The sequence below is a fragment of the Marinobacter sp. genome, from assembly GCF_048269445.1.
Classification (GTDB): Bacteria; Pseudomonadota; Gammaproteobacteria; order Pseudomonadales; family Oleiphilaceae; genus Marinobacter.
Map to the genome: position 1 here is coordinate 151,076 of NZ_JBLXIQ010000002.1, position 14,327 is coordinate 165,402.

A 14,327-nucleotide genomic window follows, 5' to 3' on the forward strand; every position below is an offset into this window, starting at 1 on the left:
ACCCCGATACTGAAAAAACTTCCCGCACTCAGGCCTGGTGTTTCTCGCAGCGATCATCAACCCCCGGACGAAACTCCGCAGGCTGGCTTACCCGAAGGAGGGGCTCCTCGCAAAGCTTGCCACCTTTTCCCTCATGTTTGCAGACCGGGCTTTCGTAATGCTCCAGCCATTCCCGGTAGGCCGGCTCGTTCATGCCACAGCGGTCAGCCGCATAGGCAGTGGGGTTGTTGAAGTAGATTTCGATGTCGTCGTAGGGCAACGTTACATGCCCCACTCCGGGATGATAAGCCACCAGAAACACTGACTGGCGTTTGAGGTGATCGAGGATGGAGTTTTCGGCAGGCTCACGGTGTTGAAGCTCGTGATTTTCCTGCTCGAGCGCAACGATCTTTTCGTCCCGCAGCTCAAGCTCCCGCTGCCGGCGCTCAAGCTGCTCCCGAAGCAGCACCAGCTCTGCGTCTGCGTTGGCATCGTCCCGCTCCTTGTCCTGCCCCCCGGAGACCATCTGCTCCTGCATGGTCAGGTATTGCTCATTACGTTCCGACAGGCGCTTCTTGAGCTGTTCATTGCTAAGGCGATGACGCTCATATTTCTGCTCAAGAGCTGCCATCTCACTGCGCAGGCCCTGCATTTCCAGTCGATGCTCCCGCTGGATATCCGACAGGGAATCCCGGTGAACGCTTTGCAATGTTTTGATCCGCAGGCGCTGCTCCCGGATAAGTTGTGCCAGGCGGGAGCGATTTAATGCAGACGATGCCCCTTCGGCATCGCCGGAATCCTCGGCCTCCGCATTCAGGACCGGAATATTCTCCTCCTGAACCGGTTCAGCCTTGCGGAATTTGAGGCCATTGGCCTCAACTGCTTTGCGGATTGCCTGGAAGTGGTTGTTCCCCGGCGTCATGTCCGGGTCCCACAGATCTTCCTTGTATTGCGGGTCGGGGCACTGGCTGCGGCAAACAAGACGGATTGCCCCACCACCCATGTCCGGTCCCTTGGAACCACGACCCGCCAGCTCCTCAATTGGCACGTTCCAGTGGCTGTCTGCCCGACCCTCTTCATCAAACCAAATCCGGAAGAAGACCAGAGCCTGAACGAGAAGATCGCCGCTCAGCTCGACCAGAACGGCCCTGACTTCGGTCTCGGCAAGATCGGACAGGCCTACATAGCCGTCCAGAAAGGCGCCGAACTCGCTGGCACGCATCTCGCGCGCCACCTGACCCCCTTCAATGAAAAATACCGCCGAATGACCATCGGCTGCCTGGACGGCAGACACCATTGCTGACTCCCACGATTCAAAGATTCGACACCCAGACGACGGATTCAGAAAAGATGTTCCATCGGATTATGGTATCGGCAACTCCGCCCTGTCGGGAACCCGTTGGGGCGGAGCTGCAAACTGACAGACTCAAACGTAATAGTCTAGCCAGACAATCCTTGCTGCACAGGGAAAAACTGCAACATTTTGTGATCGTGGTTTCGCTTAGAGCTCTGCGGCCAGGCGACTTCCCTGATTGATAGCCCGCTTGGCATCCAGCTCTGCCGCCACATCCGAACCGCCGATCAGATGGACCGGCAGACCGGCCGCCTCAAGATCCGCCTGCAGTTCACGTAATGGCTCCTGCCCCGCACAAACGATGATGGTATCCACGGGCAACACCCGATCCTCACCGTGCTCCGCCCCTTTCGGCGTGACCGTAATATGAAGGCCCTCGTCATCAATCTTGCGGTAGGTGACCCCGGGAACCATCTGGACCTCACGATTCTTGAGTGAGGTACGGTGAATCCAGCCCGTGGTCTTGCCCAGGTTCTTGCCTACCTTAGAGGCCTTACGCTGGAGCAGATAGACCTCGCGGGCCGGTTCGGGAACCTCTGGCGTCATACCCTGGATGCCGCCGCGATGCTCAACGCTAAGATCAACACCCCACTCACGCATAAAGTGCTCGGTATCCAGCGCCGCAGACGTCCCTTTGTGAACGATAAACTCGGAAACATCAAAGCCGATACCACCGGCGCCGATAACCGCCACACTCTGACCAACCGGCTTTCGCTCCAGAAGAGCATCCAGGTAGCCAATAACTTTCGGATGATCAATCCCCTCAATGTCTGGAGTCCGCGGCTTCACGCCGGTCGCCAGAATCACCTCGTCAAAGCCGCCGGCTTTGAGATCGTCGGCACTGACCCGGGTGTTCAGCCGCACGTCCACTTGATACTTGTCCAACATGACCCGGTAGTAGCGAAGGGTTTCAAAGAACTCTTCTTTGCCCGGAATCAGCTTGGCCACATTGAACTGGCCACCGATTTCACTGCCGGAATCGAACAGGGTTACCTTGTGGCCGCGCTCCGCAGCCACAGTGGCAAAGGCCAGGCCAGCAGGCCCGGCACCGACCACTGCAATGGATTTTGGCGCGGCTGTTTTGACGTAAGTAAGCTCGGTCTCGTGGCAGGCCCGAGGATTGACCAGGCACGAGGTCAGCTTGCCGCTGAAGGTGTGGTCAAGACAGGCCTGGTTGCAGCCAATGCAGGTGTTGATCTCATCGGCGCGATCCTCCGCAGCTTTCAGGACCAAATCAGCGTCAGCAAGGAACGGGCGAGCCATGGACACCATATCGGCGTCGCCTTCCGCCAGAATCTTCTCGGCCACATCCGGCATGTTGATCCGGTTGGTGGTTACCAGAGGAATACCCACTTCGCCTTTCAGGCGCGCAGTCACCTTCGTAAAGGCACCTCGGGGAACCGATGTGGCAATCGTAGGCACCCGGGCCTCGTGCCAGCCGATGCCGGTGTTGATGATGGTAGCGCCAGCCTTCTCAATTTCTTTCGCCAGATGCACCACTTCTTCCCAGGTGCTGCCATCCTCAATCAGATCCAGCATGGATAGACGGTATATCAGGATAAAGTTCTCACCCACCCGCTCACGAACCCTGCGCACAACTTCAATCGGCAGGCGGATACGATTCTCGTAGCTACCGCCCCAACGGTCGGTCCGATGGTTGGTATGGGAGACGATAAACTGGTTAATGAAATAGCCTTCTGAACCCATTACCTCAACGCCGTCATATCCGGCTCTCTGGGCCAGGGCGGCACAATCGGCATAGGCCTGAATCTGTTTCTCAATCCCCGCCTCATCCAGCTCTTTCGGCTTGAACGGGTTAATCGGTGCCTGAATTGCAGAAGGCGCGACCAGCTCAGGGGAATAGGCGTAGCGGCCGGCATGAAGAATCTGCATACAGATCTTGCCGTCGGCAGCATGTACCGCGTCGGTAATGATCCGATGCTTGTCAGATTCCTCTTCGGTTGTCATCTTGGCCGCATGCTGGAATACCCCGCCTTCAACATTGGGCGCGATACCGCCGGTGACAATCAGGCCGGCACCCCCACGGGCGCGCTCCGAGTAAAACGCGGCGAGGCGCTCAAACCCGTTTTTGGCCTCCTCAAGGCCGGTGTGCATGGACCCCATCAGCGTACGGTTGCGCAGCTTGGTAAAGCCAAGGTCCAGAGGCTCAAGCAGGTTAGGATACTTGGCAACGCCCGGAGTCGTGCTCGTGGTCATGTTCTGTCTCCTCATCGTGATCATCGGCGGGCCTGCAGAGCCCTGCTCATTATTGGGACTTAAATTACCGGTGTGTCTTGCTATCAACAATATCCCGGAATAACATTTTGTTATCTTTGAATAACATGTCCGACAAAGGCTTCAATGAGCACGAAACCGACACACGCCCGGCAAACCCATAATTCCCTGGGAGATATCAGCGTTCTCTATGTTTCCGTACTGATGCGGGCGGCCGCAGCCGAGGGGGCGGATACCAGGGAACTGGCATCCCGTTTCCAGCTTGACCGGCAGACTCTGACCTCACCCGCCGCGCGCATCAGCATCCCTCGCTTCATGCGCCTTGGGCACGCTGCGATCAGCGAAACCGGCAATCTGGCCCTGGGGTTACGTATGGGCGCGTTGTCGCGGCCTGTCGATGCCGGCATCGCCGGGCTTGCCGGGGAAACGGCCTGCACCGCCGGCGCGGCCATCAGCACGCTGATCCGTTATGCCCTGCTGACCAGCAGGAACAGCCGCGGTAGCGCGACGATCAAGCCCGACACTCGACAGGTACGGTTTTACTCGATTCGCCCCTACAATGGCTTCAACTATTTTGTCGTGGATTCGGTCCTGGCAGCCTGGACCCAGTTCCTTCGCAACGTCACCGGCCGGTATGAAGTTCTGGAAAGGGTCGCCATCGAGTATCCGGCCATCGGCCTGGAGGAGTTGTTCGAGAACTGGTTTCGTTGCCCGGTAAACTTCGGAGCATCCGCAAACAGCCTCACTATTCGCCGGGACATCTGGGAAAGCCCGAGCCAGCAGGCGCAGCCGGCCATGCACGAGAAACTGTCTGAGCTTTGTGAACGGGAGATGCAGCAGATCCGGCGCGGCTGGACAACCGGTGATCGTGTAAAGAACCTTCTGACCCCTCTGTTCCGGGGCGAAACACCCAGCCTGGAAACCATTGCCATGAAACTTGGCATTGCGCCATGGACACTGCAAAGGCAACTTGCAGCGGAAGGAACAGGGTTCAGGGAACTGGTGGATGACACACGGAAACAGCTGGCCCGGGACTATATCCGGGAAACCAACATGTCACTGGCGGAGATTGCCTGGCTTCTGGGGTTCGCCAACCCCGCTGCGTTTCACAAGGCCTATCGGCGGTGGTTCAGCCTGAGCCCTGGAGAGCATCGTAAAAAGATCCGAAGCGACTAGAGTTCGGTGGCATCGTCCCAGCCGGCATCGTCTTCGTATTCTTCGAACTGGCTTTCAATCAATTCTTCTTCATAATCCCGCATGGCCATTATCCTGTTTTGTGATTCAGAAACAGAATAGAACGGATGTATGACAAGCAAATGACATACTGGCTGACTTTGAAGACTTAAGAAGCAAAACGAAAACAGGAGGGGAAAATGGCGGAGCGGACGGGACTCGAACCCGCGACCCCCGGCGTGACAGGCCGGTATTCTAACCAGCTGAACTACCGCTCCGCGTTAGTCATCACGTCTTGCATGTTCAAGGCAGTGCAATCAAGGGTGTGACTGCTCGGTGACAACGAGGGCGCATTATAAAGAGGCGCCCCGTTATGTCAACGCTTTTTCTGAAAAAAGTTCAGAAGCCGCGCGCCGTTACATGGCATCAACCATGGCGTCCTTGCCCTGTGCGGTTTTGCGGTACTCGATCGGGGTCATTCTCGACCAGCGCTTGAAAGCCCGATAGAAAGTGCTCGGCTCCGAGAAGCCGGTGAGATACACGATTTCATCAATGGATTCGTCAGTGGTTGCCAGCAGTTGACGCGCCAGCCGGTAACGGAAGTCAGCCAGTACCTGGTTAAAACTGGTTTCGGCTTCCGTCAGCCGGGTACGAAGGGTTCGTGGCTTGATGCCAAGACGCTCAGCCACCGCATCCAGAGTTACCTCCCCGCTATCCAGAAGCTCGGCCACAATCCGCTCCACCTGCCCGACAATATCTTTCTTCTCAAGCCGGGCCACCTGCTCGCTGGCAAATCGCTCATGGAGGTCCAAAAGCTCAGGTTCCGCATGAGGCGACGCATGGGACAGCAGGGCCGCAGGAAAGTACAGGCGATTCTCTTGAGCACCGAACGATACGTTACAGCCGAGCACCTCCCGCACATGATCCTGACCTTCGGCCCGTTCGTGCTCAAACTCGATGCGTGAGGGATGGAAATTATCGTCGGTGATAGAGCGGAAAAAGGTAATCAGCCCCTGCACGAAGCATTCGTTGAAATGCCGTAGCCGGCGGACATCATCAGACGCAGTGTCCAGAACCATGCAGGCATTGTCACCTTCAATGAAGAAATCTGTGTTGGCGGCATCACTCAGCAACCGCTGATAGTTCTGGGCCCGCCGTAACCCCTCCCCGAAAGTTGGGCTGCTCAGAAAGAGATATTCCAGTACCTGGCCTTTGTAGGCAGGCAACAGTTGCCCGAGGTGCAACCCGACATTCGGGTCGCCGGAGACGTCTTCAACGGCCTGCCAGAAGTACATCTGGGCACTGTGGGGAGTTCGAAGTTGCTCGGTGTAAACGTAATTCTCATCGACCCCCAGACGGCTGAAGATGGCATTGGTGTCAATTCCCTTCTTTTTCATCGCCTCATAAATCAGGCGCAACATCACTCCCGCGTCACGAAGTTCCTGCATAAGATCCCGCTTTTTTATTGGATTACTACTACTCTGACCGGTCAGACAGCTGCCGGAGCACGCCAAGTCAATGCCTGATCTGGCCGGGTTTGCCAGACTTGTGGGGTCTGAGAGCAACGCCCTGTTAGACAATCGTCTTACATTAGAGCATATCAGGCCACAAACACACAGTTGTACCAGTTTGCAAAAATAAGCATGACCTGCGCGACAAAACTTTCCATTATGGCAATGCCATACTGACCGTGATCGACACAGGACGTGAAGGAGAACGACCAATGCCACAGACTCTCATTTACCACAAATCACCACCATCATTGCTGCCACTTTACGGCAAAGCACTGCTGGCGAAGCAGGGAAAGAGCGGTGGTGACATTACTATCCCAGAATTGTCTGCCCGCCTGCTTGGCGTAAGCACCGGCGGCGATAACCTAAAACGCTACCGAAGGGTTTGCGGGTTCGCTTCGCACAACCATTTACCGCTCACCTGGCCTCATGTACTGGCTTTCCCCCTGCACCTGAAACTGCTGACCGAGAAAAGCTTTCCCTTGCCGCTACTCGGCCTGGTGCATCTGAGAAATACCATAACCCAGCACCGGCCAATCGGAGCCGGCGAAAACCTGGATATCAGCGTAGGTCTGGGAAATTCGCTGAAGAGCAGCCGTGGGGTGGAGTTTGATCTGATTACCGAGGCCCGCTCGGCAGGCAAACTGGTCTGGGAGGAAGCGAGCACGACCCTCTTCCGGCAACCTCAAGATGATGGCACGTCGCAGGGCAAAAAGTCCCCACCTGAACTCGAACACTATTCCAACACACTCAGCATCAGGGCGGAGGAATCCATTGGCCGCCGGTATGCAAGGGTGTCCGGGGACAGTAACCCGATTCACATGCACGCCCTGAGCGCCAAGGTTTTCGGTTTTCCCCAGGCAATCGCCCATGGCATGTGGACCAAGGCCCACGCGCTGGCAATACTGGAACAACAGGAAGGTTGGCGACCGGGAGCCACCAGGGTCAGTTGTCAGTTCAAGAAACCACTATTCCTACCGGGCACAGCCCAATTGAACTGGCAAACAGGGGACAGAGGCTGGGACTATCAGGTGCTGAATGCCAAGGGCGACTCGCCACACCTGAGTGGTCGCATCGACTGGATCTAACCCCCCGGAGACTTCCACTAACTCCGGGAAGCCTCCTCTTGCGCTGCGCAGGGCGCACCCTGGACCCCAGCGACTGGAAGGGTAAAGTAGAAACAGGCGCCGCCGTCGTCTGGGCGTATGAAACCGATATCTCCCCCCTGGGCCTGAATCAGGGAGCGGCAGGTTGAGAGGCCAATGCCCATGCCCTCATCCTTAGTGGTAAAAAACGGGAGGAACAGTTTTTCCTCGGCATCGGCTGGCAAGCCAACTCCGTGGTCTCGCACCTGGATTCGCACACAGGTGCCACCCTGAAGGCTGGCTGATACCTCAACCGGAGCTGCTGAATCCACGCTGCTGGTCGCTTCCAGGGCATTCCGGATCAGGTTCAGAGCAACCTGTTGCACCTGAACGGGGTCAGCGAGAACGTCCGGCACACCCTCTGGCACCGAGACCTCTATGGCACCCTTATTATTGCGCATGTCCACTTCGGCAAACTGCCGGGTGTCCTCCAGCAGCGCGGACACCGAAAGCACTTCCTTGCCAGTTGCCGGCTTTTTCATGAACCGCCGGATTCGCCGGATGATCTCGCTGGCGCGATGGGACTGGGCCTCGATCTTGTCCAGAGTCTCCTGGAGCAGGCTCATATCCGCCGATTCTTTCGCCATTATCCGCTTGGCGACCCGGGCATAGTTGGTGATAGCCGTCAGCGGCTGATTGACCTCATGGGCAACCCCAGCAGCCATTTCTCCCATGGTGGTCAGACGTGAGGTGTGGGCCAACTGATCCCGCTGCTCCTGAACCAATTGCCGAGCCTCTTCCAGGGCGTTTTCGTTATCCAGTTCAGCAGTGATGTCCCGAAACACCACAACGGCCCCGTGGAGCTCGTCTCCGTCCAGCTTGGGGGTTGAGCGATACTCCGCCGGGAAGCCGGTTCCGTCCGCCCGAAGCATACGGATATCACGCTGATTTTCGGCGACGCCCTGCTGACAGGTTGCTTTCACGGGCAAACCGTCCTGGTTGTCACCGGCAGTAGCGAAATGGATTTCGAAGAAGTTCCGGCCGATCAGCTCTTCCACCGGACGGCCGAAAATCAGCGCCGCAGCGGGATTGGCAAACTCGATAATACCGTTCTCATCAAGGCCGTAGATGCCCTCACTGATAGAGTTCAGAATGCGGGCCTGGTCACTCTGGAGCTCGCGGTTACGGGCTTGCAGCTCTCTTTCAAGGCGGATAACCGAGGCATGGGTTTTCACCCGAGCAATCACTTCCTGGGACTGGAACGGCTTGGAAATATAGTCAGCGCCACCGAGGGAGAAGCCTTTAACCTTGGCCTGAAGATCATCGAGGGCGGAAAGGAACACCACGGCACAATCCGCCGTCTCCGGATCGGCTTTGAGCCGTTCACAAACCTCATAGCCATCCATCTCCGGCATCATGATATCCAGAAGAATCACTTCAGGCTGGTGGCGGTGGGCAAGGTCGAGGGCCTTTTCGCCTTCATTGGCAATCAGCAGCCGGTAACCTTTGTCTTTCAGGGTCTCATAGAGGACTTTGAGGTTCTGCGGATTGTCATCCACAAGCAGAACCGTCACCTCCGAGTTCTCGCTGACAGATTCAGTCATATAGTCAAGGCCGGTTAAAAACGTAACCGTATGATGACGACGAGATCAACGTGCGTCGATAAGGTCCTTTACGGACAGGACCATACGAACCAGATGTGCCAGGGAATGGGTGCCCATCTTATGCATAACCCGGGAACGGTGAATCTCCACTGTGCGTTGGCTGATTTCCAGCTCAATGGCAATCACCTTGTTGGCCTGGCCGGCAATCATCCGATCCATGATCTCGTGCTCCCTGGGGGTCAGGCTCTTGATGCGGCGGATGATCTCCTGCTTTTCATCCAGGGACTTGCGCTGCTCTTGGTCCTGCTTCAGCGCTGCCTCGATTTTTTCCAGCAGCGCCTCTTCCCGGTAGGGTTTCTGGATAAAGTCCACAGCCCCTTCTTTCATGGCGTCAACCGCCATAGGCACATCGCCGTGCCCGGTGACAAAAATGATCGGCAGGATGGAGTGCTTTTCATTCAGCTTCTTCTGAAGCTCCATGCCGTCCATACCGGGCATGCGGATATCCAGCACAATACAACCGGCCATCTTGTCGGAATAATCCTTCAGGAAAGCCGTTGCACTCTCATAGGGCTTAACCGGCTTGCCGTCGGATTTCAGCAGCAGCTCCAGGGAGTCGCGGACTGCTTCATCGTCCTCTACGACGTATACGGTTTGCTGGATATCAGTCATGGGTGTGCTCTCTCCTGTCCGTTTTCTTATGATTGCCGGTCAGTGAATTGACGGGTCTTTGTGATCATCACGTGCATGTTCCTGGCGCTCGTGTTCCCGCATTTTTTCAAGTCGTTGCTGGATAATGCCAAAAACACTCTGCTTCGGGTACCTGCCTTTGTTATCGGCCTTGCCAGCGGGCTTACCCAGAAGCAGAGTAATAGCCTCTTCAACACGGGCAACCGCATAAACCGCAAACCGGCCGCCACGCACCGCCTGCACCAATTCGCTGTCGAGCATCAGGTTCTGCACATTCATGGCTGGCACGATCACCCCCTGGCTGCCAGAGAGCCCGCCTTTAAGCTGACAGGTTGTAAAAAAACCTTCCACTTTCTCGTTCACGCCACCAATTGGCTGAACCTCACCAAACTGGTTTACAGATCCGGTGATCGCGAGATCCTGACGCACCGGAATGCCAGACAGGGAAGATACCAGCGCACACAGCTCAGCAAGCGAAGCACTGTCGCCATCCACCTCACCGTAATTCTGCTCGAAGGTCAGGCTGGCCGACAGGTGCATCGGGTCGTTAACCGCAAAATGGGAAGCCAGCCAGGAACTCAGAATCATCACACCCTTGGAGTGAATGTTGCCACCAAGCTTCACATCACGCTCAATATCCATCACCGCGCCATCTCCATAATAGCAGGTAGCAGTCACGCGGTTGGAAAGTCCGAATTCAAACCCGCCCGTGGACAACACCGACAACGCATTCACCTGGCCAACGCAGGTACCACGGGTAGTGACGAGGGTGGAGCCATCACGAATGGAATCATAGAACTGGTCACGGATCCGACTGTCCCGGTATTTGGCGCTTTCCAGGGCCCGTTCGACATGAATGTCCTGTATCAGCCTGGCCCCTGCCTGGCGGGCCCAGAAATCCGATTCCCTCAAAAGATTGGCGATATCCGCCGCATGCAGGGACAAACGATCCTGATGCTCTGCCATGCGCGCACTGTGCTCAATAACCCTGGCGACCGCCTTGTTTGAGCAGTGAAGCAGTTTTTTCTCGCTCACCAGGCTGGCAATGAACTTGGCGTACAGCAACTGACTGTCATCAGAGCGGTACATTTCATTTTCGAAATCCGCCGTTACCCGGAACAGCTCGGCAAATTCAGAGTCGTACTCCTGCAGCAGCATCCACGTTTCGCGATCACCAAACAGGACAATTTTAACGTCCAGCGGAACCGATTCCGGCTCAATGGAAATTGTGCCGGAAAGGGTCAGCTCGCGCTCCAGGGAATTAATCTGTATCGATTTCGAACGCAAGGCACGCTTCAGACCATCCCACACGAATGGCTGTTCCAGCACCTTGATAGCGTCCATCAACAGGTAACCGCCGTTGGCCCGATGCAGGCTGCCCGGTCGGATCAGGGAAAAATCCGTAAACACCGTGCCCTTGTAAGTAACGTTTTCCACGTACCCGAACAGATTATGGTAGGTGGGATTGTCCTCAACCACCATGGGAACCTCGTTGGTTTTCTGGTGCACGAGCACGTTTACCAAATACCGGCGAGGCATCTTCTTATCGAGGGACGCGTAGGCAATTGCTGCCTGCTCCTCGTTGTCGTCCAGAAAAATCTCGAGGTTTTCCACCAGGTCTGCCCGGACCGCCTCGAAAAAGGTAACCACGTCGGGAAGATCCTTGTACTTCTCAATCAGCTCATCAATCTGGTGGCCCGAAATACTCTCCAGAGTTTCCTGATTCAGCGCCTGCTGCTTGTCAGCGTATTCCTGCTCCCAGTCCGCGAGCTTACGCAGAGCCTGCCTAAGCTTTTTCTCCAGCTTGTTGATGGTGTCTTCAAACTTGTCACGCTGCTCATCAGTCAACGCCTTGAAGGAGTCGGCGGTGTGGGGCTCATCTCCGTTCATGGCAACCAGCCGGTAACCACCAGGTGTGGTCACAGTCAAGCTGACCTTTTTGCGCTTGGCCTGACCGGCCACTTTTTCCAGTTCATCTTCCTGTTTTTTTACGTATTCATTCTTCAGCTGTTCGGAACGCTCAAGGAAACTGTCACTGTCGAAGGTCTGGGGAATCACCTTTACCAGGCGACTCATCAGCTTTTCCATGTCCTGCTTGAGATCCGTACCCTTGCCCGCCGGAAGCTGCAACAGTTTCGGAATACGGGGCTCCCCGAAGTTGGCTACGTAACACCAGTCATGGCTCTGCTGATCGGTATCCAGATGATGCTCCAGATACCGCAGCATCATGGTTCGCTTACCCAGGCCATTTCGGCCAACGGCATAGACGTTGTAACCGCCATGGGGCATAGCCAGGGCAAAACGCACGGCTTCCTGGGCACGGTTCTGGCCCACAATTTCGGCCAGAGGCTCCAGTTGCTTGGTGGTTTTGAATGGCAGATCTTTCAGAACACAGGCTTTGTAAAGCTGGTGCAGGGACAGTGACTTCAAGGTTCGGTCCTGTAACGGTTGACTCATTGGCCGGTCATTGTAGATTCTGCGGTCGGCCCTGTCGCGTTCAGCGAGCAGATTTCTGGAGTTGCGCACAAGGCGCCGGAATTTGTTGGTCAGTTCACAGTTTTGCCGATGATTATTTTTCAGGCAGATGTTCCGGAACTACACTTCACCTCCCGGCAACAAAAAATAATGCACGCAACGGATGCCAGCGCATGACCACCGATTCCGCAGATCGCAGAGTCAAGGATCGTTATCCCGCTTCCTGCCTGAAGGTTCAACTTAGGGAGCGTGGCTTTTTTGGCCGTGGCAAGCCCGCCACACCCGTCACCTGCCTGGACCTTAACCGCTACGGCATGGCAGTACTGTGCCCCAGACCAGTGGATCCGGGCGCCCGGCTATTCATGGATTTCGACGGCAAGTACATCAGTGAATCGAGGGTATGCGCCCGGGTGGTGGACTGCCAGCCATTCCAGACCGGCTATCGCATCAGTGTGCAGTTCAGCTACTGCCGGGACAAGAAAGGGTATTCCCGGACGGTGGACAACGCCCTGTCACGAATTGAAGGCTTCTATAACCGGTTCGCCAGCTAAGCTGACCCCGCCCCCTCAGACAAGCCCGGCATCCAGGCTGGCAGCCAAATACATTCCCAGTTCCCGGCACTGTTCCTCGAACTCATCCCGATATTCACCTCGACAGATCAGAGGATTCTGGATCCGTTTCCAGCGCAACCCGGTGGTGATACTTTCGATCGCCCGGTTGGTACCGGTGCCGTCGTGGCCAGCCCGAATGTAGTAGGCAAAGGGCAAGCCTTGGGTTTTCTCAAGACAGGGATAGTAGCTGCGATCAAAAAAGTCTTTTAAAGCCCCGCTCATGTAGCCGAGGTTTTCGGTGGTGCCGAGGATGATGGCATCACAGGCAAGCACGTCTTCAGGGCCGGCATCCAGAGGGGCCAGAACGGTTACCTGAACGTTTTCGATATCCTCATGGCAGGCGCCGTGCTCCACGGCATCCCGAAGCTTGACGGTATTCGGGGAAGGCGCATGGGCAACAATCAGAAGTTTCTTTTTGTTGCTGTTCATACCCTTCCCCCGAAACGCTTAGAGCAATTCGCCGCTGGCTTCCGCCGGCGCCTCAGCCGCGTCTTTCTTGGAAACCGGCTTGGGCATCAGCTTGTCACGCACCGCAGCCTCAATTTCCTTGGCAATGTCCAGGTTCTCTTCCAGGAACTTGCAGGCGTTCGCCTTACCCTGGCCAATCTTGTCACCCTTGTATGCGTACCAGGCGCCGGATTTGTCAACAAAGCCTTCTTTCACGCCCATATCGAGCACTTCCGCCATGTGGTAGATACCCTTGCCGTACATGATCTGGAACTCAGCCTGCTTGAACGGCGGGGAGACTTTGTTCTTGACCACTTTTACCCGGGTTTCGTTACCCACCACCTCATCGCCATCTTTGACCGAGCCAATGCGGCGGATGTCCAGGCGAACAGAGGCATAGAATTTAAGGGCGTTACCACCGGTGGTGGTTTCGGGAGAGCCGAACATCACACCGATTTTCATACGGATCTGGTTGATGAAGATCAACAGGCAGTTGGCGTGCTTGACGTTACCGGTCAGCTTACGCAGCGCCTGGGACATCAGTCGTGCCTGAAGCCCCACGTGGCTATCGCCCATCTCGCCTTCGATTTCCGCTTTCGGCGTCAAGGCGGCAACAGAGTCAACGATGATCACATCTACCGCGTTGGAGCGAACCAGCATATCGCAGATTTCCAGTGCCTGTTCACCGGTATCCGGCTGGGACACCAGCAACTCGTCGACGTTGACGCCCAGCTTTTCGGCGTAGATCGGGTCCAGAGCATGCTCAGCATCCACGAAGGCGCAGGTTTTACCTGCCTTTTGGGCCTCGGCAATCACCTGCAGGGTCAAGGTAGTTTTACCGGAGCTTTCAGGACCGTAAATCTCACAGATACGGCCGTAAGGCAGGCCGCCAATACCCAGGGCGACATCCAGCCCAAGGGAGCCGGTGGAGACTGCAGGAATGGCTTCACGGGGCTGGTCGCCCATTTTCATCACGGCACCTTTACCGAATTGGCGCTCGATCTGGCCCAGTGCTGCGCTCAATGCTTTCTTGCGGTTGTCTTCCATCAGTGCAAAACCCTCTGTCGCCTTGGCTGCCGGAGCCGTTAAACACCCCGATAGCGGAATTGTGAACCGGGAATCTGTACAGCGTTACCAGTCAATTCCCTGTATATTTGAACAGT

At 56.2% G+C, this 14,327-nt stretch carries 11 protein-coding genes and 1 tRNA gene; 3 read left to right on the top strand and 9 right to left on the bottom strand.

The genetic code is table 11. From position 1 onward, the window contains the following. Positions 1 to 28: 28 nt before the first annotated feature. A complete protein-coding gene (locus ACN0XM_RS04005) occupies positions 29 to 1,276 on the bottom strand; it encodes a DNA repair protein (RefSeq protein WP_417565630.1) in 1,248 nt (415 codons plus the stop codon). Positions 1,277 to 1,480: 204 nt separating this feature from the next. After that, the gene (locus ACN0XM_RS04010; protein ID WP_417565631.1) at positions 1,481 to 3,550 is read right to left on the bottom strand and encodes an FAD-dependent oxidoreductase; all 2,070 of its coding nucleotides are present in this window, start codon (positions 3,548 to 3,550) and stop codon (positions 1,481 to 1,483) included. 144 nt (positions 3,551 to 3,694) lie between these two features. Here ACN0XM_RS04010 and ACN0XM_RS04015 point away from each other — a divergent pair, with 144 nt between their 5' ends. Then, a complete protein-coding gene (locus ACN0XM_RS04015) occupies positions 3,695 to 4,744 on the top strand; it encodes an AraC family transcriptional regulator (protein ID WP_417565632.1) in 1,050 nt (349 codons plus the stop codon). A gap of 198 nt (positions 4,745 to 4,942) precedes the next feature. On the opposite strand, the gene ACN0XM_RS04020 is transcribed toward ACN0XM_RS04015, so the two are convergent. Continuing rightward, positions 4,943 to 5,019, bottom strand: a tRNA-Asp gene (locus ACN0XM_RS04020). A gap of 138 nt (positions 5,020 to 5,157) precedes the next feature. Beyond that, positions 5,158 to 6,189: an AraC family transcriptional regulator gene (locus ACN0XM_RS04025; protein WP_417565633.1), complete on the bottom strand. Its 1,032-nt coding sequence runs from the start codon at positions 6,187 to 6,189 to the stop codon at positions 5,158 to 5,160. Positions 6,190 to 6,464: 275 nt separating this feature from the next. On the opposite strand from ACN0XM_RS04025, the gene ACN0XM_RS04030 reads away from it, so the two are divergent. Continuing rightward, positions 6,465 to 7,340: a MaoC/PaaZ C-terminal domain-containing protein gene (locus ACN0XM_RS04030; protein ID WP_417565634.1), complete on the top strand. Its 876-nt coding sequence runs from the start codon at positions 6,465 to 6,467 to the stop codon at positions 7,338 to 7,340. Between the two features lie 17 nt (positions 7,341 to 7,357). Here the strand turns inward: ACN0XM_RS04030 and ACN0XM_RS04035 are convergent, their stop codons facing one another. The 3 genes from ACN0XM_RS04035 to ACN0XM_RS04045 are packed head-to-tail and all read right to left on the bottom strand — an operon-like array spanning position 7,358 to position 12,061. Beyond that, positions 7,358 to 8,941, bottom strand: coding sequence for a response regulator (locus ACN0XM_RS04035; protein WP_417565635.1), 1,584 nt, complete (start codon positions 8,939 to 8,941; stop codon positions 7,358 to 7,360). Positions 8,942 to 8,986: 45 nt separating this feature from the next. Continuing rightward, positions 8,987 to 9,613, bottom strand: a complete 627-nt coding sequence (gene fixJ, locus ACN0XM_RS04040) for a response regulator FixJ (RefSeq protein ID WP_417565636.1) — start codon at positions 9,611 to 9,613, stop codon at positions 8,987 to 8,989. Between the two features lie 39 nt (positions 9,614 to 9,652). After that, on the bottom strand, positions 9,653 to 12,061 hold the full coding sequence (locus ACN0XM_RS04045; protein ID WP_417566062.1) for a Lon protease family protein: 2,409 nt from the start codon (positions 12,059 to 12,061) through the stop codon (positions 9,653 to 9,655). Positions 12,062 to 12,279: 218 nt separating this feature from the next. Here ACN0XM_RS04045 and ACN0XM_RS04050 point away from each other — a divergent pair, with 218 nt between their 5' ends. Beyond that, positions 12,280 to 12,657: a PilZ domain-containing protein gene (locus tag ACN0XM_RS04050; RefSeq protein WP_417565637.1), complete on the top strand. Its 378-nt coding sequence runs from the start codon at positions 12,280 to 12,282 to the stop codon at positions 12,655 to 12,657. Between the two features lie 15 nt (positions 12,658 to 12,672). On the opposite strand, the gene ACN0XM_RS04055 is transcribed toward ACN0XM_RS04050, so the two are convergent. Beyond that, entirely contained in the window at positions 12,673 to 13,146 is a 474-nt protein-coding gene (locus tag ACN0XM_RS04055) for a flavodoxin family protein (protein ID WP_417565638.1), read from the bottom strand. A gap of 18 nt (positions 13,147 to 13,164) precedes the next feature. Next, a complete protein-coding gene (recA, locus tag ACN0XM_RS04060) occupies positions 13,165 to 14,211 on the bottom strand; it encodes a recombinase RecA (protein WP_417565639.1) in 1,047 nt (348 codons plus the stop codon). Positions 14,212 to 14,327 lie beyond the last annotated feature (116 nt).